Consider the following 22,345-nt stretch of genomic DNA (forward strand, 5'->3'; position numbering starts at 1 on the left):
ACAGCTAGTTTAGATCCTAGTAAGTATGAAGAGTATAAGCCAGCTAGTTTTTCAAAATATGGAAAAAGAGTCGTACAAGTATTTGCTCCAGGTCAACAGGTTGTATCAGCACAGTCTGGTGGTGGAACTATAGCTTTAAATGGTACATCTATGGCCGCACCTTTTGTACTAAACGCTTTACTGAAGGCACATGAGTTAAATAAATCACTATCAACAGACCAGCTTAAAAATATACTTTTAAATACTGTCTATATTCCTAAGTCTGGTAGATTACCTTGTGAAAGTGGTGGTTTTGTACAACCAGATAAAATGTTGGAAGTTATTAAACTTATAAACTCTCAAGATCTTACAGTCGATACGGCCATAAAAAGAGTTATGAATAAATGAAGAAGCTTTTAGTACTTTTAACATTAATCTTTTCTTTACAGTCTCTCTCTATAAGTACAGGAGAAGTGCTTTATAATGAATTTGCAGATTATTATAGCACTGCTGATTATGAGGTTAACTTTTGTCACAAGAATCACGCTAAGCTCCTAAGGTATCTAAAAGAGAATGGTGCAGATCTAAGAGATATTCATGTCTTAATCATCCAGCAAGATAAGACTAAGCCACGTCTAACACCACAGAATGGTCTCTATGATAATAGCTATGCTTGGCATGTTGTAATCTTATATGAGGGAATAGTTTATGACTTGAATGCAAAGTATAGTGCAGACGGAGTCGCCTTAAATGATTATTTTCCTTATATCCTAGGTTACGATACCAAGATGTCTAATATTTTACTTCGAGTATATGAAGGGAATACTTTCTTTGAATACTTCTTTAATGAAGATGGATCTCAAAAAGGTTATAACCCTGGTCACTTTATTGAGAATTTTCTTTCAAAGAATGCTTTATCTCCTCTTATCACTGCTTCAATGTTAAAGTGGTATTAATGATCGATTTTTCTATAATTCAATATATTCTTATTTTTGTTTTCGTCTCTTTTGCTGGCTTTGTGGATTCAATTGCTGGGGGAGGCGGTTTAATAACAATCCCTACCTATATTGCTATGGGTGTTCCTGCTGAGTTTATTTTAGGTACAAATAAGTTAGTAAGTACGAGTGGGGGAACAATAACAGTTTTTAGATACATAAGAAGTGGTGTTATTGATTTTAGTGTTTTGATTTATGGAATCATTACCGGTGTCTTGGGCTCTATGCTTGGGGCCAACCTTGGTGCCTACTTAGATAGTGAGAAAATGACTTATATTCTCATTGTCATTGTTCCTTTTATTTTCATTTTAAACCATATCAGAAGTAAGATCTCTAGAGATGAAGACTACAGCCTTTCTAAGAAAACACTAATTATCAGATGTTCTATTATTGGACTTGTCATCGGAGCGTATGATGGGTTCTTTGGACCAGGTACTGGGACTTTCTTAATTGTAGCAATGGTTCTCTTTATGAATATGGACCTTCATAAGGCATCTTCAAGTGCTCGGATGATTAACTTTACAAGTAATATTTCTGCATTTGTTGTGTTCCTAACCAAGGGAATGATAGCCTGGGAAGTTGCAGGTGTGGCCATAGTGGCGAGTCTTGTTGGGAATTATCTTGGAAGTGGTTTTGTTGTAAAGGGAAATACAATGGTTATTAAAAAAGTCTTTAACTTTGTGCTATTTGCTCTTTTAGCAAAATCTATATACGAAATACTCTAGCTTAAATGAGTAATTAAAACACTAGTTGAGAACATTTTCTGATATTTCTTGATCAAGTATCCATTCAATTGCTTCGTGAAATTGATCTATTGTTTTTGCTTTTTTTATCTTCTTGTAAACTTTGTGCTCATTTTCAAATACGTCTTTAAAGTAGAGCCAGTGCTCCCTCATTCTTTGTAGGTAGTCAGACTTTGCATTCTCCCTATTTAGATATTCATAGCTCATTATTTTGTGCATTTGAATAAAGTTCGCACGATATTTCTGCTCATTATATCTCTCTCCTCTAATTTGAGAGAGAAGTGCTGGATTAGATAGTGCGGCCCTACCTACCATCCATCTTTTAATTTGAGGCATACGGGTAGAAAGTCTATTAAAGTCATCTACTGTCTTAATATCTCCATTATAGCAAGGCAGAGTATTTAAAAGTGGGAGACATTCTTCAAATCCATCAACGTCTACGTTTCCTTTATATAACTGCTTTCCAAGTCTCGCATGAATCGTGAAATCATTAATTTCAAGATCATTGATAATAGGGATAATCTTTTTTATTTCACTTTTACATTCCCTTCCAAGTCTAATTTTTACAGTAAACTCAATTGGGCATCTCTCTTTTATTTCAGTTAAAAGCTTCTCCACTCTTTCGGGATGAAGTAGTAGCCCTGAACCTTTTGTTCTATTGGCCACCATTGGATAGGGACAACCCATATTTAAATTAACTTTCTTCACCCCAAGGTCTCTATGAATTTTGGCAACATGAATGAATTGGTCTACTTCTTTAGTAAGAATTTGAGAGGTGGTGGGGATTTTATTTACACTAAAGTCGGCGTCATAGAGTTGTCTCTGATTTAACTCACCACTTTCTTTGGTGACTATGTACGGAGAAATTGAAGAGTCCGCACCACCAAATGTGTCTTCTAGTGCATTTCTAAATATATAATTCGTAACCCCTCTTATAGGAGCTAGAACGAGGTGGTGGTCCGCTTTAAACATACCTACAGCTACTCCTTAGTCAGAATATAGTCAATTCCTTTAAGATAAGCTTTTATAGTGCATATATTTTACAAGTGAAGAGACTAAGTGATGTGGAACATGAAATCTTGCATACATGACTAATTTCAAAGATTTAGGTGTGTGTGAGTCCATCTTAAGCGTACTCAGCTATAATAAACCTACAGCTATTCAAGCAAAGAGTATTCCTCCTCTTTTAAAGGGCAGAGACTTACTTGGTGTTGCTCAAACTGGAACAGGGAAGACAGCAGCTTTTTCTCTACCTCTCGTTCAAAAAGTAATTACAGAGAAGGTTTCTCTTTCTGCTAAAGAAGTTAGAGTTCTTATCATTGTTCCAACACGTGAACTTGCAACTCAAATAGATCAGAATATTCAGTCATACTCAAAAGGTTTAGATTTAACAACAACTGTTGCTATTGGTGGCGTGAGTAGAGAGAGTCAGATTGAGAACCTAGAGCGTGGAAGTGATTTTTTGATTGCAACTCCTGGTAGGCTTCTAGATTTTATAAGAGCTAAGAAAGTTAGCTTCTTTAAACTCAGAGCTCTTGTTTTAGATGAAGCAGATATGATGCTTGATTATGGTTTTCTAGATGATGTAAATACCATTATTGAGAGTCTGCCAACAAGTAGACAGACGATTATGTTTTCAGCCACAATGCCTGAACTCATCTCAAAGCTTGCTGATTCAGTTTTAAAGCGTCCTGTGAAAATAGAAGTTAAACCAGAGTCAACTATCGCTAATAGAATTAGTGAGAAGCTATATCATGTCTCAGAAGAAAATAAGAATTACCTTCTGTGTTCACTACTTGAATCTTCGACTGCTAAAAGAGTTATTATCTTTTGTAAGGCAAAGTACAGTGTGCCTATAATTGTAACTTCTTTAACTAAGAGTGGAATTTCATGTACTGAAATCCATAGTAATAGATCTCAAAAAGAAAGAGATCAAGCAATTCTCGACTTTAGTGAAGGTAATGTTCAAGTTCTTGTTGCTACTGATATTGCAGCTAGAGGGATTGACGTAAGTAGTGTAAGTCATGTTATTAACTATAACTTACCAGAAGATGCTAGCTACTATGTTCATAGAGTAGGAAGAACTGCTAGAGCGGGGAGAGATGGTATTGCAATTTCTCTATGTATTCAAAAAGAAGTGCCGCTTCTAAGAAATATTCAAAAGAAAATTAGTAGGGAAATTCCTCTAGTTAATGATCATCCATTTCATGAGACTCTAGATTTATCTACTACAAAGAAGAAAGGAAAAAGTAGAAAATAACTTTCTACTTAGTCCACTTTTTTGACCAGGTTGCTTTTTGATCATCATTTTGAAATGTCCAAGCAACAATTCTACTTTCTTTATTCCCATGTTGCATATTTAGAGTTCTATACTCCTCAACTTGAGAGTCTTTCAAAAGGCCGTAGATAGTATCTAAGTTACTTGCCTTAGAGACTAGTACTGTAAACCAAAGAACATTTGGCTTTTTATGAGTACTTTGCTGAATCATACTCTTGATGAATTCAACTTCTCCGCCAGGAAAAATTAATTCATTATGGTTACCACCAAAAGTTGTTTGGCTTTTATTACTTTGACTAACTTCTTGTCCATTTTTCTTAGCATTTCGTTCTAAGTTTTTAATCTTAGTCTGTGCAGCTAGTTCTGCATCTTCTTCAGAGGCGTGAAATGGAGGATTGCACATTGTGAAATCAAACTTTTCCCCAGACTGAATCATATTATCAAAGATATTATTTTTTTCTGGTTGAAAACGAAGCTTAATAGCACCCATTTTTATATTCTTATTTGCCTTAACAATACTTTTAGAAGAATTAATTGAATCTGAATCAATATCAGAGCCAACAAACTTCCATCCATAAGTCCTATTTCCAATCAGTGGGTATATACAAGAAGCACCAACACCAATGTCTAGACCTTTTACATTTTCACCTGTTGGTATCTCTTCAGTATTTGTTGATGAGAGTAGATCAGCAATTAAATGGATATAATCAGCTCTACCTGGTACTGGAGGACAAAGGTGACCCTTAGGAACATTCCACTTCTCAATCCCATAGTAGTGGTGAAGAAGGGATTTATTTAATAAGTTTATAGCTTCTGGTTTAGAGAAATTGATGGAGAGTTCTCCATTTTGTTTTGTTGTTACAAATTTCTCTAACTCTGGAGTACTTTTAATTAGCACATTAAAGTCATACTTTTCATTATGTAGGCTTCTTGGGTGAAGGCCCTTATTTTTATCATTTTTCATAGTTTTCGATACTAGCACAAAAAGGAAATTAATTACCTATTATTTTATACCCTTTGGGTCATTTCTATGGAGATTGGTTTTAGCTCATGCTATGGTCCAGCATGGAATTTAAACAACTTAATTTATCTAATGAACTCATAGAAAACCTCGATAGCCTCGGCTTTACTTCAATGACTCCAATTCAGGAAGAAAGTCTACCTATTATCCTCAAAGGCTCTGATATTATTGGTCAAGCTAAGACGGGAAGCGGTAAGACTGCTGCTTTTGGGCTAGGAGTACTAAACTCACTTAATTTAAAAAGTTCAAGACCTCAGTCTTTGATACTATGTCCTACAAGAGAGCTAGCAGATCAGGTCGCTAAAGAGATTAGACGTCTTGCGAGGCTTACAAGTAACGTTAAGGTTACTACTATTTGTGGTGGGACGAGTGAGTACCATCAGATACGTTCTCTGGCCCACGGTTCACATATTATTGTCGGCACACCAGGTCGAGTTTTAAAATTTTTAAAAGACGATCACTTTGATATTAGTGAAATTTCATCTCTTGTTTTGGATGAAGCTGATCGCATGTTAGATATGGGCTTTTATGATCCAATCAGAGAAATTGAAACATTTCTTCCCTTAGAAGGAAGGCAGACTTTACTTTTCTCGGCAACATATCCTGATGAAATTATGGAGTTGAGTAGTGCCCTTCAAAACTCACCTCAATTTGTTAAAGTAGACTCTGAGCATGAAGAAAACTCAATTGAACAAATTTTCTTTGAATTAAACTCTCATAAAGAGAAATTAGAAATTCTCTCAAAGCTTCTGGCCAAATATAATCCTGAGTCTACTGTTGTTTTCTGTAAAACAAAGAGAACATGTGACGAAGTTGCAAGTTTTCTAAAGAATGAGAAAATTTCAGCACTTGCTATACATGGAGACCATGAGCAAAAAGATCGTACTTTAGCTCTTTCTAAGTTTGCTAATAGAAGTTGTCTCGTTCTTGTGGCGACAGATGTTGCTGCAAGAGGAATAGATGTGAAAGATTTAGGGCTAGTTGTGAATTTTGATATCTCTACTGACCCTGAAGTTCATGTTCATAGAGTCGGTAGGACAGGTCGAATTGGTAAAGAGGGGCTTGCTCTTAGTTTATTTATCTCTAAAGAACTTTATAAGGTAGAAGCTATTGAAGATTACACTGATTCTACTGCTAAGATCATTCATATTGATGACTTTGAAGGAGTAGATGGAGCGTATTCACTAGTTCCTCCTATGACAACTATCTATATAAGCGGTGGGAAGAAAGATAAAATCAGACCAGGTGATATTGTTGGGGCCATTATTGGAACCTCTGGAATAGCTGCAGAGGATATTGGTGACATAACTGTTATGAATGTTTTGAGCTATGTTGCAGTACGTTCTGATAAGGTTCATGATGTTGTTAATGGACTATCAAATGGAAAAATAAAGAAGAGAAGGTTTAGAATCGGTCTTGCCTAACGCACTATTGTGCAATGCCGTGAGCAATGAATTATCGTGCAGAGGTTTTCTCTCTTTGATATATTTTATGTAATTATAAACTGTTACATAGGACTATAACGATGAGAAGGATCTTAACAATTTGTCTTACTCTATTTATTGCAACATCTACGTATGCAAGCTCTGAGGCCCTCAATCATTGGGTACTTGACGGAAAATATCACAAAAATGGAAGTCTAGTTATTAAGAAGCATGAAGCTTTTGATCATGATTTTCTTGTTAATATTGATTATAAGCTAAAACCAAAAGGTATAATTGGTAGACTCCTTAAAAAGTTCATGAGTGGCTCTTATGTGCTTTCTTTCCCTGAAGCAATGGAGACAGAGCAGGGTTACTATGACCTTAAAAATAATGGTCCAATTGAAATTGCTAATGAAGATAAAGTTGCAACAATGAAGTATATTGGCCAGGTGGATAAAGATGGTTATCAAGGCGCTCACAAGGTAGAGATTAGATCTAAATCTACTGTTAGCTCTGATTATCCAAATGGTAAATGGCATATGTTCTTATATTACCATCCAGCTGTTCTTTCGATGGGAATCTTTAGAACTGAAATCTATTACCATGGTAAGTACAACTACCAGATATTCTCTAAATTAAGATAAAATTGAAGGTGCCCTAGGCACCTTTTTTTTGGTTAAATTTTCTTTTGAAATTTGTAATGAATAGTTCTTTGATCATTTGAAAGGTAGATTGAGTCATCTTCAATTGTACAAGATAACTTCATACTCTTACTTACTAATTCTATAATATTCTCTTCACTTAGACTCTCTAAGTGAAAGACATCAACTTTATTATGTGGGATTTTATCTTTCACTTTTTCAAGCCATTGTTCTGCGGTATTTTTCTTTATAGTGAAGATCGTAACTTTTTGTGACTTTCCTGCTACTTGTCTAATTCTCTTCTCATCCGGCTCTCCCATCTCTATCCAATGAACAATTTCTCCTGTGAGGTCTTTTTCCCATAGCTCTGGCTCATCAGTAGAGCTGAGTCCTTTGGTAAATTCTAGATTTTGATTTGCACAAAGGAGAAAGCAAATAAGTCTATTCATCATCCTCTCTTCATTTTCTGAAGGGTGCTTTGCCATCGTTAGAGAGAAGTCGTCGTAATAATGACTATTTAAATTTGAATAAATTATGTCTGCTTTATATATTGTTGAGCTTTTTGCCATTACTTATATTCCTAACTTTATTAATTAAAGTGTCTTTGTGCCCTTGAGATAGAGTCTCTAGTTCTAATCCTTTCTTTCCAGTCTAGTACATTAGGAAAGTTATCAAAACTCATTTTAAGTACATCCATTTGCTCAATATAAGCATACGCATAAAAGTCAGCTAGGGAGATTTCATCAGAAGCAATATAGCTTCTTTTTGAGAGTTCTTTATCTAAGACTTTTAACTGAATAGAAGAAAACTTTTCGGCCTCATTACAGGAGTCAACATTTGCTTCTCCAATCTTGAATATAGGTTTAAGTATTTTTTCAAAATAGAGTGTATTTAAGAATCGACCTAAATGGTTTGTGAAAAATTCCATCCATTGATCAACTTGTGCGCGCTCAAATTTATCGAGAGGAAGTAGAGGAGAATTAGAAATATCTCCTAAGTATCTACAAATGGCACCTGATTCAAAAAGATATTTTCCTTCATGTTCTATAACTGGGACTTTACCGATAGGATTCATTTCTAGAAAATCTTTAGAACGATTTTCTCTCTCCATTAGATTTACACTTATAAATTCGTAGGGGATTTTTAATTCTTCGGCTATATAAAGGACTTTCTTATTATTTTGAGTATTGAAACCATATATCTTCAGCATTTAGATCTCCTGTTGGGGAATTCTAATACTGAAGATTATGAAAAGCTAGTTATTACTTACAGAATGAGTGGTCTAGATCTTTTACTTTCTCATGCCAACCTCTGAATCCAAGTTTAACATTGAACATTTTCTCTAAACCTTCTTCAATAAGGTCAAGGTCAGTTCTCTTAAGTAAGTGAAATCTACTATCGTAACAAGAGATATCATATCTTTGTTTTTCATTCCTTATATATTCGTAATGTGATTGTAAGCTTGAATTTGAAATAGCTGCACTTCCAAGTTTAGTATAAACACCATTCTCTAACACTTCTCCAAGATAAAGGTCATGAAGTAGTCTTTCTTCAACATCTGATAATTTATCACATAGCTCAGCTTCAGGGTCTTGCTCTTTGATTTCTTCAATTCTTTCATGAATAGCTTTCTTGTAACAAGATAAGAACTCTTCAGGACTCATCTCTCCTGCTACTATTGAGCTACCAGTTACTAATAATGATCCAATAATTAAAGCTTTTCTAAGATTCATCGTTTTCCCTCTCTGCTAAGATTTTTGTTAAGTTTAGCAGGGATCTAAAATAAATCTTGGTGGAATGTAATTTATTCTAGGCCGTATATCAATTAGACACCGGCCTAAAGTGATGTGAAATCAGTTATTTGAGCCTATATGGCATATTGGTTTCTTTATTTAGCGCAACATTTGTTCCAAGAATTTCTGTTACTCTCTCTCCATCTGCTAATAAAGATACATTTACCTGACTAGATACTGGAGTGTAGTTAAAGCTCAGAAGCTTACCTTCTATTTGATCTCTAAGAGTTGTAGGTCTAAAGATAGTATCGTCAGAGCTATAACTCTTGAAGTTCCAGTAGCTAAAAGAAATAGGTCTTGAAAATTGATTGGCCCAACCAATCGAGTAATTAGCATCATTCAAATCAAACCTAATCTCGCTCTTACAGCCTTTAGTAGGTTTGAAAATACCTGTCACTTCAAGATACTGCTTATTTGTAAGAGATAGTGTGTGTTTAGTTAATCCGTTTCTCTGGTCTTTATTTGAAACAGTTAGATCTATATCTTTATATTCTGTATTATATTCAGCTGAATCGCTCCAAACTACTTTTTCATAGCGACAGGCTAGAGTAAGCTTGGCCTTCACATTGATTGTATTTTTATTTGTGTAAAATTCGATACTAAATGGGTTTACTGTCGTAGACGCTGCAAATGTATTCACTGATAGCAAAAGTAGAAAAAATACTTTAAAAACCTTCATAAATTACCCTTTTTATTGAATTTAAACATCATATTTTGGATTAGTTAATACTTATTTAATGTAATGAAAATAATTCAAACATCTGTTAGAGTGAGCTTATGATAGAAAAAGTAAATTTTAAGATTTGGATTGATGCAGACGCCTGCCCAAAGGTTGTTAAAGAAACAGTATTTAAAACATCTTCTCGCTTATCGATAGAAGTTGTTTTGGTGGCAAATAGCTTTATGAACTTTCCTCATACGCCCTTTATAAGGTTTGTTCATGTGGACCAAGGCGCAGACGTAGCGGATCAATACATTGTTGACCATGCTGATCCTAGTGATTTAGTTATTACTGCAGATATTCCACTGGCGTCTCAAATTGTTGAACTCGGGGCCCTTGCAATTAATCCAAGAGGTGAGTTATATACTGAAGATAATATTTCAGAAAGACTATCTATTAGAGACTTTATGCAAGACCTTAGAGATAGTGGAGTTGATACTGGCGGACCTGCACCGTTTGGACCAAAAGATAAAGAAAGCTTTGCAAACTCCTTAAATAAAATAGTGACTAAGAAGCTTAAGTCTTAAGGGCCTAAGGAGATATAGAATGCAAGATATATTGGATCGTATTCATTCAGATATACAGCCTTTTTTTGGTATGGGTGAGGTTGCGAATTATATACCTGAGTTGGCAAAAGTTGATCCTAAGAGTTTTGCTATGACTGTGGAAACAATAGATGGGAAGTCTTACTCTTGTGGTGACTTTAATCAAAGTTTTTCAATACAGAGTATCTCAAAAGTATTTGTACTATCTATGGCGATGGAGCTTCTCCAAGATCAATTATGGGAAAGAGTTGGAAGAGAGCCTTCTGGAACATCTTTTAACTCTCTCGTACAACTTGAAACAGAGCAGGGGATTCCTCGAAATCCTTTTATCAATGCTGGCGCTCTTGTTACAACAGATGCAATTATTCAGCACTTTTCTAATCCATATAAAGAGATCCTAAGTTTTGTACAGGATTTGTGTCAAAACTTAGATGTTCAATTTGATAAGAGAGTTGCTCTTTCAGAGTTTCAAAACTCTGATCGTAACTCTGCTCTGGCGTACTTTATGAGAAGTTTTGGAAATATAAAGTCCGATCCAATGACTTTATTAGATGTATACTTTCATCACTGTTCTATAGCAATGACTACACAGGACCTTGCTAAATCTTTCTTGTTCTTGGCCAATGGTGGAGTAAATCCACTTACAGGTGAGACTATTGTTAGTAAGCTAAAGGCAAAGAGAGTTAATTCTCTTATGCTTACATCTGGACTCTATGATAATGTTGGAGATTTTGCTTATCGAGTAGGTCTACCTGCAAAGAGTGGTGTAGGCGGAGGAATTGTAGCAGTTTTACCTGGAGAGTTTTCAGTGGCCGTTTGGTCGCCTGAATTAAATCTTTCAGGTAACTCACTCATAGGGACAAAGGCCCTCGAGCTTTTTACGAGTTACACTGAAAAATCTATTTTTTAATTAAATAATATCTTCGAATCTATCATCATCTGCTGATGGTATTCCGCTAACTGTTTTACGCTCTTCTTTCTTTTGAGGAATACTTATTTCTTCCTTTCTAGAAGCTGCGACAGGAGCTTTTGGAGTGTTCTCTTTCTTCACAAGCTTTAATTCAGGTTTGGCCTTTTTTACTTTCTTCTTAGTGATTGGTTTAGTTCTGTGCTCTCTTACACCATGAACTATCTCTTCCATATCTAATACAATAGTTGAGAGAGTATCAGATTGAGCTTTAAGCTCTTCTGCTCTATTTGATGACTGACTAGCAACATCAGAGTTTTGTTGAGTTGCTGTATCAATTTCTTGAATTGCTTGAGTTATTTCATGAACTCCCTGCGCTTGCTCGCCTGAAGAGCGTGCAATTTCTATTACTGACTGATCAACAATTTCAAAACTATTAAGAACATCATCTAGGATTGTTTCACATTCACTAGATTTATGAATTCCTTCTTCTACATTCTTCTTTGCTGATACTAGAATTCTTTCCATTTGCTCTTTTGAGTCTTTAACGATGTTACTAACTTTTTGAGTGCTATCATCTAGTAATATTCCAATGTCGGCTGCGGCCTTTCCTGACATAGAGGCGAGGTTTCCAACTTCTTCGGCCACTACTGCGAAGCCTTTACCTTGGTCTCCAGCTCTTGCTGCTTCAACTGATGCATTAAAAGAGAGTAGCTTTGTTTGAAAAACAATATCATTAATAACTTTTGTCTTGTCAGCAATCTCTTGAATAACCTTATTGATATCTTCAATTTTTTCATTATTTTTATCTACGCCTTGAACAACATCTTCATTACTCTTATGAATTAACTCTATTATCTGCTTTACCTCAGCTACTGAAACCTTTCCCTTATTTGCTTTATCTCTACTTTCTTTACTAAGCTTAGATGCTTTTTCTGCAGATTCTGAGCTTCTCGTTATCATTGCTGAAATCTCACTTATAGATGATGATGTCTCTTGGACACTTGCTGCAAGTTGGTCTGTTGTAGTTGATAATTCTGTTGAGCCTTCAGCAATACCGGTACTACTTGAAAGTACATTATCGGCACCTTGCTTTAGTTTTGTTCCAATCGCTGTAATCTTATTTGATAATTTAGTTGATAGAAGGAATGAAAATACAATAATAATTAGAGCTGAAGCTCCAACTACTACATACATCATATTTTTTAAAAATTGGATACTAGAGTAAGCTTCACTCGTTGTGATTTTACTTAAGATATACCAAGATAGAGAGCTCTCTTCAATTTTTTGAATCGCTACAATCTGCTCTTGTCCAAATTGATCTTTATATTGAGATACTACAGATGCTCCATCGTTTACGTGCTTAGCAATAAAGTCACTTTTAAGCTTAAACGAAAGTGCAGTGGTGTTTTGATTTCTTATGTAGTTCATCTCACTAGCATTATGTCCATTTGCCGTAAGTCTCTTTAAGAAGTTACCTTTGTCTTCATGAAGTGAACGGGATATTGTTCTTTGATAAAGATCTTTTCCGATCAAGATGTTTTCACCTGTCTTTCCAAGTCCATGATCTAGCCAGTTAAACTTATTTGTAATGATTGAGTTATACTTATCCACAGGGATTTGAAAAATTAATGAACCTACCACTTGACCATCTAACTTTATACTGTGGGCAATGAATTGGCTTGGAGCATTTTGGCTAGGCCAGTACTTCTCAATATCTGTAATTGCTACTTCATTTTTATTCTTTATTGATTGAAAATAAACTTGTGAAAGAGGTGTATTCTTATAGTTTTCGTGCTTTAGATTTGCACCAAAATCACTTTCTTTATAAGTTGTGTATATTACATTATCTGTTTTTGCATCTACGATAAAAATATCGTAATAGCTATAGTTGTTAGCATACTTTAAAAAGTCGTGATGAAAGCTATTATGGGCACTAGAGTATGTTGAATCATTAGCACTCATTAGCTTTTGTTTTTCACCTGTTTTATTCGTATTATTAACTATAAAGTCTCTCTGGAGTAAGAGAGCTGTGTCGGATAATGGAGCTGTAATATATGTTGCTTCCAATGACTTTGCATTCTTTAAGTTGTAACTTTTAACTAATGAGCTTTTGTAATAAGTCTCTAGATCACTCTTGGCCTGATAGGCATCACCATCAAAAACTTCATTCAGGTAATTGTCGTATCCTTTTTTTAGGTTAGAGTATGCGGCGGTAGAAAGACCACTTTCAGCAAGATCTTTTACTTGTGTCTTCATGATCGCAATCATATCTTGGATCTGATAAGACTTTGACTCTCTTATTGCGACTAGCTTCTCTTTAATAACACTCTCAAGAGATGAGGATGAGTATTTGTAGGATATTGTTCCAATAATTAATGCTGGAATTAACCCTGCAATTAAGAAGCTTAGAATCAGTTTGTTCTTTAAAGATATGCTTTTCACTTTCTGTCCTCATTTAAGAATTGAATACCAAGTCTTATCGTCACAGTCTTTGGAAAGTTTTATCTTTAATATCAGAAATTATAATAATCTTTAGGCTAGTTTAGCTTGCTGTCACTTCAGGGTTTTCGGGAGCAGTCTTATCAACTTTGAAGTGTTGGATAGAGTTCTCTAAGTCATCTTTTTCGGATGTCACTATAAGTATTTTATCTTGAGTTTTAAATGAAGTAGAGCCGTCAGGTATGATAAAACCACCATTTCTTTTGATAAATAGAATTACTGTACCTCTAGGGAGCCCAAGATCTACAACTCTTTTTTCTACTGCAAAATCAGTGTCTTCAACCTTTATTTCTCTTATCCCATTCTTTGTCTTTTCTATAACTTCTAGATCAATAGGAAAGTCTGGATCAAAAACAGACTCGATAAGTAGGTTTAGCTTTTTGGCCAGCATCTTTACAGTTGAGCCCTGAACTAATGCCGAGATAATAACTGTGAAGAAGACTAAATCAAAAATGAAAAGAGACTCTGTTCCTACTGTTGTCGCGACAAGACTAGCAAAAACAATTGGAGTCGCTCCTTTTAGTCCAGCCCAGGAAATAAGTAGTTTTTCTCTATAATCAAATTTAGAAAACATTAAACAAATAAATACAATTGCAGGCCTTGCTACTAGTACACAGAAAATTCCTAGCATTGCTCCGCTAGGTGCGATTTCATATAGTCTCGATGGAAATACTAGAAGACCTAGCATGATAAATAGCCCGATTTGAAAGAGCCATGAAATACCATCAAAGAAAGATGTTAGGATGTGCTTATGAATTATTCTTTCGTTACCTATTCTTAGTCCGAAGATATAAACAGCTAAGAATCCATTTCCGTGAAATGAAGTAACTAATGAGTATGTTAGAAATAGAAAACCGAGTGCTAGAGCAGGGTAAAGACCTTCAAAGTCTAGCTCAACTTTGTCATTTATTAACTTAAATATCTTGAAGAATGCATACCCTCCAAGAATACCAAAGAGTGGATTTAGAAGAAAATAGATAACCGAGATAGACTCGCTATTTCCTATATCTGCTTGGTATAGTCCAAGAAATACAGTCACCAATAAATAGGCCATAGGATCATTACTTCCAGATTCAAGCTCTAGGAGTGATTTCACATTCTTTGGGACCTGGGCATTCTTATCTCTTAGTACTGTAAATACCGCTGCGGCATCTGTAGAAGAGAGAATGGCACCGATTAGAAGAGATTCGTATAAGTGAATATGAAATAGGTAGTGACAGAAAATTCCAACGAGTCCTGTGGTTAGCAGGATCCCCAATGTTGAGAGAACTATCCCTGAAGTCATGACTGGCTTAACATCTGAGATTTTAGTTAAGAGTCCACCAGTAAAGATGATGAGACAAATTGCAACTAAGGATAGGGAGTGAGTGAGCTCATAGTTTTCGTAATCTATTCCACCAATTCCTTCACTTCCTGAAATCATTCCTATAAATAAAAATAAAACTAGTATTGGTAGACCGAATTTACTTAAAGATTTACTCATCACTACACTGAGTAGTAAAAGTATCGAACCAATAAGTAATGAATTATTTAGAATATATTCCACTATAGCTATCTCGGAATTTTTGGGGAAAAGTTAATAATCTTTTTAATAGGGTACCCTTTTTATAAAGGTACCCTCAAGTATTATTTATTAAGATAGCTTAGATGGTGTTCGACATGACTCTCTAAAAATGTAGAAATAAAGAAGTAGCTATGATTATGACCTTCGCGGTAGTTAACCTCTAGGCCTTGTCCCTGCTCCTTACATACTTGTGTAAAATTGTCAGTTAAGAGCTCTTTTTCTAGGAACTCGTCAGAGAGACCTTGGTCTATAAGGATTGTGTCCTCTCTTCGTTGCCCACTTTTAACTAACAAAGTTGCATCATACTTAGAAGCTTCATCTTCTGTAGCAAGGTAGCCTTGAAATGCCTTTTTACCCCAAGGACACTTTGTTGGGTTAACAATAGGTGAGAAGGCAGATACTGAAGTAAACTTATCTGCTTCATTTAGGGCCAACACTAGTGCACCGTGACCTCCCATGGAATGACCCATAATAGAAATCTTCTTTATACTAAAGTTTTCCTTAAGAAGACCAACGATCTCCTTAGAGATATAGTCATACATTCTATAGTGATCTTTATATCCAGGTGTTGTGGCATTTACATAGAAACTTGCACCAGATCCAAAGTCATAACTCTCATGTTCATCTTTTAAATCTAATCCACGAGGAGAAGTATCAGGACAAATCACCATAGTATTAGTCTCTGAAAGTAGCTTTTGTACTCCAGACTTTGTGATGAAGTTTTCTTCTGTACAAGTTAGTCCTGATAGCCAAATGATAGCATTCTCAACTTTCCCAGTAGGCTCAAAAGTTGAGAAGCTCATTTCAGTCCCTGTTTCTACAGAATTATGTTTATAATAATTTGTAAAACCTTCAAAGGACTTATGTTTTTTAGTTAATTCCATTTTCATTTATTGTCCTATTTAAACTCAATTACAGATCTAATACTCTTTCCATCGTGCATATAGTCGAAAGCTGTATTGATTTCTTCTAGTGGCATTTTAAATGTAACGAGGTCATCAAGATTGATTTCTCCACTCATATACTTATCCACATAACCTGGAAGCTCAGTTCTTCCCTTAACACCACCAAAAGCAGATCCCCTCCACACGCGACCAGTTACTAATTGAAATGGTCTTGTACTAATTTCTTTTCCTGCTCCTGCAACACCAATTACGATTGATTCTCCCCAACCTTTGTGTGCACACTCTAGAGCAGCTCTCATAAGGTCTACATTTCCAACGCACTCAAATGAATAATCAACTCCACCTTCTGTAAGCTCAACAATAACTTCTTGAATTGGTTTGTCATATTTTTTAGGGTTTATGAAATCTGTAGCACCAAACTTTTTAGCCATTTCAAATTTATCTTCATTTATGTCAATACAGATAATTCTTGATGCTTTTGCCATCTTCGCGCCCTGAACAACAGATAGACCGATTCCACCTAAACCAAAGACTGCTATAGTTGCACCTTCTTCTACCTTGGCCGTGTTTAGAACTGCTCCAATTCCTGTAGTAACACCACAACCTAGAAGACAGACTTTATCTAGTGGAGCTTCCTTATTAATTTTAGCAAGTGAAATTTCCGGAACAACTGTATATTCAGCAAATGTTGATGTTCCCATATAGTGATAAATTGGTTTTCCATCTTTTGAAAATCGTGATGTTCCATCAGGCATTAAACCTTTACCTTGAGTTTCTCTAATTCTTTGACAAAGGTTAGTCTTACCTGAAAGACAGAACTTACACTCTCTACATTCTGGAGTATAAAGAGGTATAACATGATCTCCAACTTTTAAGCTTGTAACACCTTCTCCAACTTCAGTTACAATTCCGCCTCCTTCATGTCCAAGAACTACTGGGAATAGTCCTTCAGGGTCTTCACCAGAAAGAGTATAGGCATCAGTATGACAAACACCTGAAGCGATAACCTTAATAAGGACTTCGCCTTTCTTTGGACCTTCAAGGTCAATTTCTTCTATCTTAAGTGGTTGCTTCGGTCCCCACGCTACAGCTGCTTTAATTTTCATACAGAACTCCTATTTAGATTGAATACTTAAGCATAGTACCACTAACTTGACTTCAGTTGACTATGATGACAGAGTGTTTCCATATGGAAACAATGAGAGTTATATCTGCAATATCAGTTTTTGAGAAAGTCGCTAAGAATAGAAGCTTTTCTGCGGCAGCTACTGAATTAGGTGTTTCAAAAGCGTATGTAAGTAAAGTTGTTACAAACTTAGAAGAAGAGTTTGGAGAAAGGCTCTTTATTAGATCAACACGCAAGGTTAAATTAACCTATCTAGGGGAAGACTTACTCGAAAAGTGTCAAGCTCCTCTGGATCAACTAGAGTCAATTAAAGAAAGTCTACAGAATCATTCCCTAACTCCAAAGGGAGTTTTCAAAGTCTCAGTGGCCGGTGCCTTTGGTGAAGATTATATTGTTCCGATTTTATTTAATATGTCTAAGTTATACCCTGAGCTTAAAATAGATATTTCCTTTTCCTCAAAGAACGTAGATTTATTGGACGAAAATGTAGATGTTGCCATTAGAGTGGGTGATCTTAAGGATTCCAATCTATTTGCCAGAAAGATATCTTCTCGTAGGGAGTATATCTGTGGAACAAAGAAGTTTTTTAAAGAGAATGGGGAGCCTAAATCCCCGAGAGAGCTCGCAGAGTATAATTGTCTATTAGGCGTGGGAGACTCTTGGAGTTTCATACAGAAAAAGAAAGTTGAAAAAGTTAAACTTAGTGGCAATATCAGATCTGATAATGGTCGAGTGTTATTGAGAGCTGCGTTAGATAATATTGGCCTTGTCAAACTTCCCGATGTCTATGTAAAAGGCTATATTGAGAGTGGAAAGCTCATAAGTATTCTCGATCAATATTTGGTAAAGGAAATTCCAATTTGGGCCATTACTCATTCAAAGAAGAAGAACTCAGTGAATTTAAAGCACTTTCTAGACTTATTAGAAAAGCATTTAGAAAAAGAGAGATAGTTATGGAAATAAAAGAATATCATGCACACCTATATTTTGGAGAAGCAACACTCGAGAGAGCAAAGAAAGTTGTTGAGAAAGCAAAAGAGTCCGGTCTATTTAGCGTGGGAAGAGTTCACGAGAAAAATGTAGGACCACACCCTAGGTGGAGTTGCCAACTACTTTTTGAAAACTCTCAGTTACCAGTTGCTCTACCTTGGATTATAGGAAATAGAGATGGTCTTACAATATTTATGCATCCTCAAACAGGTAATGATTATGAGGATCATGCAAATCATGCAATTTGGATGGGCGAGAGACTTGATTTAAATTTAGACATGTTTAAAAAGTAGATTAGATGTATCAATACTTAAATAAAATTTTACCTAGTTCTGAAATAGAAAAGCTACTAAGCTGTGTTCATAATAATGAAGTCTATTTTTACAACCAAGAGACAGTAGCGCTTAGAGAATTACAAGAGACAGGTTATCTAAGCTCTCTAGATTCTCTACTAAGTGAATGGAAGCAAGAAGTAGATGTTCATTTACTAGATTTAAAAGATGAAGCGAGTACAAAGAAGGTAGAGTCTAACACTGCAAAAGAGTACTTCTCTGATGGAATGGGTTTACTTTTTAATGATATTAATCTTCATGATGATTACTTTCAAGAATCACTTCGTGGATTGTCTGCAGATTTAGGTGTTTCAAATCTTACAATGAGTAGAAATTTAATCTATGCTACTCCTGGTGGTGGTGGAACTGAGACTCACTTTGATCAAAATATTAATTTAATTATTCAGGTTCATGGTGAGAAGTCTTGGTGGATAAAAGAGAATGAGACAATTGTAAATCCTCTTTCCAGATATACTTTAGGTACTCAGCCTGATCCAGAGCTTTGTAGTTATCTTGAAGGACCATTTCCTGAATCAGTAGACTACGATGACGAATATATTTTAAAGCCCGGCTCAATTCTTTTTGTACCGAGAGGACATTGGCATAAGACACATGCACATTCAGATGCTTTAGCATTAAACTTCACCTTCTCCATTCCTTCATGGACAGATATGATCTCTATGGCCTTAAGAGCAAGAGTTATACAATCTGATCTTTGGAGAGAGTCTGTACTAGGGTTAAATAACTCAGAAATAGCAAAGAAGAAAACTGATAATTTCCAAATGTTAATTGATTCATTAAAAGAAGATATTCAAAGTTGGAAAGCAGAAGATATTCTAGGCTTCATTGAGTATAGCGGTGAAGAAGGTGAGTAAGGCCGTCAATATAGTAGGCGCTGGACCTTCTGGACTATTTTGTTCTTACTTGCTTATTAAGGCGGGCATGAAGGTCAACCTTTTTGATCAAACTGGTGGTGTAGGAAAAAAGTTTTTAGTCGCTGGAAATGGTGGCCTGAACCTCACTCATAGTGAAGACCTTGAAAAGTTTGTGACTCGCTATGGTGAGAACTCTGAACTATTTGCAAGTCTGATTGGAGAGTTTACTCCAACTGATATGAGAGAGTGGTGTGATTCATTAGGTGTAGAAACTTTTATTGGTTCTAGTGGAAGAGTCTTTCCTAAGAAGTTAAAAGCAGCAGATTTATTAAATAGGTGGTTAACGTTTCTTAAAGAGTCTTCAAATTTTACATTAAACTTAAAGCATAGATTAACTAATGCCACTATCAGTGGAGAGTTAACGTTTGATACTCCTGATGGTGAACTCGTGATTCAAGAAGAGTATACGATAATGTGTCTTGGTGGTGGTAGTTGGAAGAAGACGGGTTCTGATGGGAGATGGATCGAGTATTTAAGAGGTCTAAATCTTAATATAAAACCATTTCAATCTATGAACTGTGGCTTTTCTATTTCATGGAGTGATAGGTTCTTAGAGGATTTTGATGATGACTATTTAAAGAATATCAAAGTCTCATATGATGATCGTATCGTTTCAGGCGAAGTGATGATTACTAAATACGGCATCGAAGGTGGAGCTATTTATGCTCATAGTGCTGAGATTCAAAGAGATCTTCTAAAAAATATAAGTTCAAAGATTCATATAGATTTAAAACCTCTACTAAGTGAAGAGATAATATTAGAGAAGCTCAGTAGACCTAGGAAGAAGAACTCTATGAGTAATCATCTTAGAAAAGCTTTAAATCTTTCAAAACTGTCTTTAAGATTATTGCGTGAAGTTTTACCTAAAGAAACTTTTGAAGATGTAGCACTATTAGCGAAATCAATTAAAAGTCTTCCCCTAGAGCTGATTACTTCTAGACCACTTGATGAGGCCATCTCTACTAGTGGAGGTGTTTCTTTTGAGAGTGTGGATAATTCTTTAATGATTAGAGGGAGTAATTCTATTTTTCTCGCTGGCGAGATGCTCGACTGGGAAGCTCCTACTGGAGGATATCTATTACAGGGATGTTTTTCAATGAGTCATCATGTTGTAAAATCTATTCTTGCTAAAAATTCTTAGTAAATTCTCTAAGTAAAATAGTTGCATAGCTTCCAACTGGAAGAGTAAAAGATAGGGTTATTGAATTATCTTCTAGCGGTTCTTTAATTGTTATATCTTTTGGAAATATTCTAGCTGCTCTTCTTGTACCTTGCAGTTTTACATTCTTTAGTTGATCGAGAGATATCCCTTGCGCATTAAAGACATTGTCTTCTCTTACTTTCTCTTCTTCTTTTGCTGGAGATACTTTTGAACCAAACATTGGTCCAGTGTAGGTAATATCATTTTTATTAAATTCTTCTAGATGAGTTTTCTCTATATCAAATGGAAAGCTTCGACCCCCATCAGAGTTTAGTAATATATCTCCAGGGACTAGTTCATTAAATAGCCCGTCTTCAATTCTTTGTGTTAGCCATATATTGAAGAGCTCTGATTGGTAAGCAGAGAGAAATATCTTTTTTAGCCAGTGTTTCTTAATCTTTTTATTTCCTAGAATAATCTCTTTACCTGTAATGGCATTATCACCTTTAGAACCAAAACGTTGATGACCATAGAAGTTTGGGAGTCCATTCTTATTAATAAGGCTTATGATTTCTTTTGATACGACTAGGGCATTCTCTTTTATATCTGAAATTGTAATAGTGAATTTATTTGCAATTAAATGTCCAGTCTTAAGTTTGTTTACGTGCTTTGAAGACTTTAATATTTCAATACCAGAGATATTTTCATTGATTTTTTTACATACTTCCTCAGTGTTTGAATTTGCTCCAAGAGATAGAGAAAACCACTGTGTTGTAATGGCCCTCTTATCTTTCATTCCTGCTGTTCCGATATCTTTGTCCGAGATATCAAAAAGAGTTGCCAGAGACTTTTCTACGTCTGAAGTATTTAGATCTGTTTTTTTTATGAGAAGGTAGATGTGCTGACCTTGTCCTTCTGGTTCGTAGAGAGGGATTTCTTCTACAATAAAGTGGGAAGGTTCATCTTTTATGCTTCCTCCAATAGAGAGCTCTAGTGGAGTAATGTAGGGGAGTGTTTTCATTAAAACTTCATGCCTGTCACAGGACATACAAATTTATCGAGAGCTTCAATATATTCATTTTCAAAATCTTTTAAACTTCTATTAGAAATAGTTGTAAATTTAGAGTTTTTGATCTCGTGAATAATATCGTAGGCCATATAAGCAGTGAATTCATCGATACCACTATCGAAGGTTCTCATCATTGCCCCATATGCTCTGGCATATCCAAAGGCCTGGTCTTGTCTTTTATAACCCTCAAAGAAAGCTGAGATGATCTCTGCTTTTTCTTCCATTGATAACTTTTTACTTTTTCCTAAATCTTCTCCCCATTGGTCCATAAATGGTCCTACTGGGATTAAGAAGTCCGAAGATTTTCTAAGTGATCTTGGCTGTCTCATAGACATATGACGATGATTTTCTTTAGAGCTAAATTCTTTATTCACTTTCCCCGTAAATACTAAGATAGGGTCGTAAGCATCATTGAGTTCATGACCTAACTTGAATATCTTTTTACAAAAGGGATCTTCTATATTCATATTCCATTGAACCATCACTCTATCAAGGTCTCCAAAATTGTGGGCCATAAGTGGAGCTGCTCTTAGAAAGTTTATGTGATCTCTATCTTCTCTCAGTTGTAGAAGAAGCATCTCTTCTTTCTTTATTTCTGCAAGAATTACGTTAGCTACTTCTTCTGCTAGCTCTTGTTCGTTATGCTTTATAAGTGCACAGTATGCGCCAATTGCAACACTTAACCACGTTCCCTCATGGGTACTCATAACTTCATCATTTATTCTATTATATGA

Annotated in this window: 24 protein-coding genes; 12 read left to right on the forward strand and 12 right to left on the reverse strand. The window is 35.4% G+C overall.

Features of this window, described 5'->3' with window-relative positions; translation table 11 throughout:
- The 3 genes from ABX784_RS08270 to ABX784_RS08280 all read left to right on the forward strand — a co-directional run.
- A partial coding sequence (locus tag ABX784_RS08270) for a S8 family serine peptidase (RefSeq protein WP_372654549.1) occupies nt 1-387 on the forward strand: 387 nt, incomplete at its 5' end.
- A complete protein-coding gene (locus tag ABX784_RS08275) occupies nt 384-935 on the forward strand; it encodes a hypothetical protein (RefSeq protein WP_372654550.1) in 552 nt (183 codons plus the stop codon). The genes ABX784_RS08270 and ABX784_RS08275, both read left to right, overlap by 4 nt.
- Complete coding sequence (locus ABX784_RS08280) at nt 935-1,699, forward strand: sulfite exporter TauE/SafE family protein (protein ID WP_372654551.1); 765 nt, start codon at nt 935-937, stop codon at nt 1,697-1,699. Before ABX784_RS08275 ends, ABX784_RS08280 begins: the two co-directional genes overlap by 1 nt.
- Nucleotides 1,700-1,720: 21 nt before the next feature.
- Here ABX784_RS08280 and ABX784_RS08285 read toward each other — a convergent pair whose 3' ends face one another.
- Nucleotides 1,721-2,689 (reverse strand): tRNA-dihydrouridine synthase, encoded by a 969-nt coding sequence (locus ABX784_RS08285; protein ID WP_372654552.1) that lies wholly within the window; start codon nt 2,687-2,689, stop codon nt 1,721-1,723.
- Nucleotides 2,690-2,804: 115 nt separating this feature from the next.
- On the opposite strand from ABX784_RS08285, the gene ABX784_RS08290 reads away from it, so the two are divergent.
- Nucleotides 2,805-3,977, forward strand: a complete 1,173-nt coding sequence (locus tag ABX784_RS08290) for a DEAD/DEAH box helicase (protein ID WP_372654553.1) — start codon at nt 2,805-2,807, stop codon at nt 3,975-3,977.
- Nucleotides 3,978-3,981: 4 nt separating this feature from the next.
- On the opposite strand, the gene rlmF is transcribed toward ABX784_RS08290, so the two are convergent.
- Nucleotides 3,982-4,959 (reverse strand): 23S rRNA (adenine(1618)-N(6))-methyltransferase RlmF, encoded by a 978-nt coding sequence (gene rlmF / locus ABX784_RS08295; RefSeq protein WP_372654554.1) that lies wholly within the window; start codon nt 4,957-4,959, stop codon nt 3,982-3,984.
- Between the two features lie 101 nt (nt 4,960-5,060).
- On the opposite strand from rlmF, the gene dbpA reads away from it, so the two are divergent.
- A complete protein-coding gene (dbpA, locus tag ABX784_RS08300; protein ID WP_372654555.1) occupies nt 5,061-6,440 on the forward strand; it encodes an ATP-dependent RNA helicase DbpA in 1,380 nt (459 codons plus the stop codon).
- A gap of 101 nt (nt 6,441-6,541) precedes the next feature.
- The gene (locus tag ABX784_RS08305) at nt 6,542-7,084 is read left to right on the forward strand and encodes a hypothetical protein (protein ID WP_372654556.1); all 543 of its coding nucleotides are present in this window, start codon (nt 6,542-6,544) and stop codon (nt 7,082-7,084) included.
- 32 nt (nt 7,085-7,116) lie between these two features.
- On the opposite strand, the gene ABX784_RS08310 is transcribed toward ABX784_RS08305, so the two are convergent.
- The 4 genes from ABX784_RS08310 to ABX784_RS08325 all read right to left on the reverse strand — a co-directional run bounded on the left by ABX784_RS08310 (nt 7,117) and on the right by ABX784_RS08325 (nt 9,553).
- On the reverse strand, nt 7,117-7,650 hold the full coding sequence (locus ABX784_RS08310) for a YaeQ family protein (RefSeq protein ID WP_372654557.1): 534 nt from the start codon (nt 7,648-7,650) through the stop codon (nt 7,117-7,119).
- Nucleotides 7,651-7,670: 20 nt separating this feature from the next.
- Nucleotides 7,671-8,291 carry a glutathione S-transferase family protein gene (locus tag ABX784_RS08315; RefSeq protein WP_372654558.1) on the reverse strand — a complete coding sequence of 207 codons (621 nt, stop codon included), beginning with the start codon at nt 8,289-8,291 and terminating at the stop codon, nt 7,671-7,673.
- Nucleotides 8,292-8,343: 52 nt separating this feature from the next.
- Nucleotides 8,344-8,814: a hypothetical protein gene (locus tag ABX784_RS08320; protein WP_372654559.1), complete on the reverse strand. Its 471-nt coding sequence runs from the start codon at nt 8,812-8,814 to the stop codon at nt 8,344-8,346.
- Between the two features lie 124 nt (nt 8,815-8,938).
- Nucleotides 8,939-9,553 carry a hypothetical protein gene (locus tag ABX784_RS08325; protein WP_372654560.1) on the reverse strand — a complete coding sequence of 205 codons (615 nt, stop codon included), beginning with the start codon at nt 9,551-9,553 and terminating at the stop codon, nt 8,939-8,941.
- A gap of 98 nt (nt 9,554-9,651) precedes the next feature.
- On the opposite strand from ABX784_RS08325, the gene ABX784_RS08330 reads away from it, so the two are divergent.
- The gene (locus ABX784_RS08330) at nt 9,652-10,122 is read left to right on the forward strand and encodes a YaiI/YqxD family protein (RefSeq protein ID WP_372654561.1); all 471 of its coding nucleotides are present in this window, start codon (nt 9,652-9,654) and stop codon (nt 10,120-10,122) included.
- A 19-nt stretch (nt 10,123-10,141) separates the two neighbouring features.
- Nucleotides 10,142-11,050: a glutaminase gene (locus tag ABX784_RS08335; protein WP_372654562.1), complete on the forward strand. Its 909-nt coding sequence runs from the start codon at nt 10,142-10,144 to the stop codon at nt 11,048-11,050.
- On the opposite strand, the gene ABX784_RS08340 is transcribed toward ABX784_RS08335, so the two are convergent.
- The 4 genes from ABX784_RS08340 to ABX784_RS08355 all read right to left on the reverse strand — a co-directional run bounded on the left by ABX784_RS08340 (nt 11,051) and on the right by ABX784_RS08355 (nt 17,124).
- Nucleotides 11,051-13,492, reverse strand: a complete 2,442-nt coding sequence (locus tag ABX784_RS08340; RefSeq protein WP_372654563.1) for a methyl-accepting chemotaxis protein — start codon at nt 13,490-13,492, stop codon at nt 11,051-11,053.
- A 100-nt stretch (nt 13,493-13,592) separates the two neighbouring features.
- Entirely contained in the window at nt 13,593-15,095 is a 1,503-nt protein-coding gene (locus ABX784_RS08345) for a potassium/proton antiporter (RefSeq protein ID WP_372654564.1), read from the reverse strand.
- Between the two features lie 80 nt (nt 15,096-15,175).
- Nucleotides 15,176-16,003: an S-formylglutathione hydrolase gene (gene fghA, locus ABX784_RS08350; RefSeq protein ID WP_372654565.1), complete on the reverse strand. Its 828-nt coding sequence runs from the start codon at nt 16,001-16,003 to the stop codon at nt 15,176-15,178.
- A gap of 8 nt (nt 16,004-16,011) precedes the next feature.
- Nucleotides 16,012-17,124: an S-(hydroxymethyl)glutathione dehydrogenase/class III alcohol dehydrogenase gene (locus ABX784_RS08355; protein WP_372654566.1), complete on the reverse strand. Its 1,113-nt coding sequence runs from the start codon at nt 17,122-17,124 to the stop codon at nt 16,012-16,014.
- 83 nt (nt 17,125-17,207) lie between these two features.
- Here ABX784_RS08355 and ABX784_RS08360 point away from each other — a divergent pair, with 83 nt between their 5' ends.
- The 4 genes from ABX784_RS08360 to ABX784_RS08375 are packed head-to-tail and all read left to right on the forward strand — an operon-like array spanning nt 17,208 to nt 20,542.
- On the forward strand, nt 17,208-18,095 hold the full coding sequence (locus tag ABX784_RS08360; protein ID WP_372654567.1) for a LysR family transcriptional regulator: 888 nt from the start codon (nt 17,208-17,210) through the stop codon (nt 18,093-18,095).
- Nucleotides 18,096-18,097: 2 nt separating this feature from the next.
- A complete protein-coding gene (locus ABX784_RS08365; protein ID WP_372654568.1) occupies nt 18,098-18,427 on the forward strand; it encodes a DOPA 4,5-dioxygenase family protein in 330 nt (109 codons plus the stop codon).
- Nucleotides 18,428-18,432: 5 nt separating this feature from the next.
- Nucleotides 18,433-19,341, forward strand: coding sequence for a JmjC domain-containing protein (locus tag ABX784_RS08370; protein WP_372654569.1), 909 nt, complete (start codon nt 18,433-18,435; stop codon nt 19,339-19,341).
- Nucleotides 19,334-20,542: a TIGR03862 family flavoprotein gene (locus ABX784_RS08375; protein WP_372654570.1), complete on the forward strand. Its 1,209-nt coding sequence runs from the start codon at nt 19,334-19,336 to the stop codon at nt 20,540-20,542. Before ABX784_RS08370 ends, ABX784_RS08375 begins: the two co-directional genes overlap by 8 nt.
- On the opposite strand, the gene truD is transcribed toward ABX784_RS08375, so the two are convergent.
- Nucleotides 20,529-21,563, reverse strand: a complete 1,035-nt coding sequence (gene truD / locus ABX784_RS08380) for a tRNA pseudouridine(13) synthase TruD (protein ID WP_372654571.1) — start codon at nt 21,561-21,563, stop codon at nt 20,529-20,531. The two genes, ABX784_RS08375 and truD, sit on opposite strands and share 14 nt — an antisense overlap.
- On the reverse strand, nt 21,563-22,345 hold a 783-nt coding region (locus tag ABX784_RS08385; protein WP_372654572.1), incomplete at its 5' end, for a hypothetical protein. The genes truD and ABX784_RS08385, both read right to left, overlap by 1 nt.

The sequence above is a fragment of the Halobacteriovorax sp. genome, from assembly GCF_041587335.1.
Taxonomy (GTDB): domain Bacteria; phylum Bdellovibrionota; class Bacteriovoracia; order Bacteriovoracales; family Bacteriovoracaceae; genus Halobacteriovorax.

Bases quoted from the DNA above. Each gene is read 5' to 3' on its own strand.
- ABX784_RS08275 (WP_372654550.1), top strand. From the start codon at position 384: ATGAAGAAGCTTTTAGTACTTTTAACATTAATCTTTTCTTTACAGTCT.
- ABX784_RS08280 (WP_372654551.1), top strand. From the start codon at position 935: ATGATCGATTTTTCTATAATTCAATATATTCTTATTTTTGTTTTCGTC.
- ABX784_RS08285 (WP_372654552.1), bottom strand. From the start codon at position 2,689: ATGTTTAAAGCGGACCACCACCTCGTTCTAGCTCCTATAAGAGGGGTT.
- ABX784_RS08290 (WP_372654553.1), top strand. From the start codon at position 2,805: ATGACTAATTTCAAAGATTTAGGTGTGTGTGAGTCCATCTTAAGCGTA.
- rlmF (WP_372654554.1), bottom strand. From the start codon at position 4,959: ATGAAAAATGATAAAAATAAGGGCCTTCACCCAAGAAGCCTACATAAT.
- dbpA (WP_372654555.1), top strand. From the start codon at position 5,061: ATGGAATTTAAACAACTTAATTTATCTAATGAACTCATAGAAAACCTC.
- ABX784_RS08305 (WP_372654556.1), top strand. From the start codon at position 6,542: ATGAGAAGGATCTTAACAATTTGTCTTACTCTATTTATTGCAACATCT.
- ABX784_RS08310 (WP_372654557.1), bottom strand. From the start codon at position 7,650: ATGGCAAAAAGCTCAACAATATATAAAGCAGACATAATTTATTCAAAT.
- ABX784_RS08315 (WP_372654558.1), bottom strand. From the start codon at position 8,291: ATGCTGAAGATATATGGTTTCAATACTCAAAATAATAAGAAAGTCCTT.
- ABX784_RS08320 (WP_372654559.1), bottom strand. From the start codon at position 8,814: ATGAATCTTAGAAAAGCTTTAATTATTGGATCATTATTAGTAACTGGT.
- ABX784_RS08325 (WP_372654560.1), bottom strand. From the start codon at position 9,553: ATGAAGGTTTTTAAAGTATTTTTTCTACTTTTGCTATCAGTGAATACA.
- ABX784_RS08330 (WP_372654561.1), top strand. From the start codon at position 9,652: ATGATAGAAAAAGTAAATTTTAAGATTTGGATTGATGCAGACGCCTGC.
- ABX784_RS08335 (WP_372654562.1), top strand. From the start codon at position 10,142: ATGCAAGATATATTGGATCGTATTCATTCAGATATACAGCCTTTTTTT.
- fghA (WP_372654565.1), bottom strand. From the start codon at position 16,003: ATGAAAATGGAATTAACTAAAAAACATAAGTCCTTTGAAGGTTTTACA.
- ABX784_RS08355 (WP_372654566.1), bottom strand. From the start codon at position 17,124: ATGAAAATTAAAGCAGCTGTAGCGTGGGGACCGAAGCAACCACTTAAG.
- ABX784_RS08360 (WP_372654567.1), top strand. From the start codon at position 17,208: ATGGAAACAATGAGAGTTATATCTGCAATATCAGTTTTTGAGAAAGTC.
- ABX784_RS08365 (WP_372654568.1), top strand. From the start codon at position 18,098: ATGGAAATAAAAGAATATCATGCACACCTATATTTTGGAGAAGCAACA.
- ABX784_RS08370 (WP_372654569.1), top strand. From the start codon at position 18,433: ATGTATCAATACTTAAATAAAATTTTACCTAGTTCTGAAATAGAAAAG.
- truD (WP_372654571.1), bottom strand. From the start codon at position 21,563: ATGAAAACACTCCCCTACATTACTCCACTAGAGCTCTCTATTGGAGGA.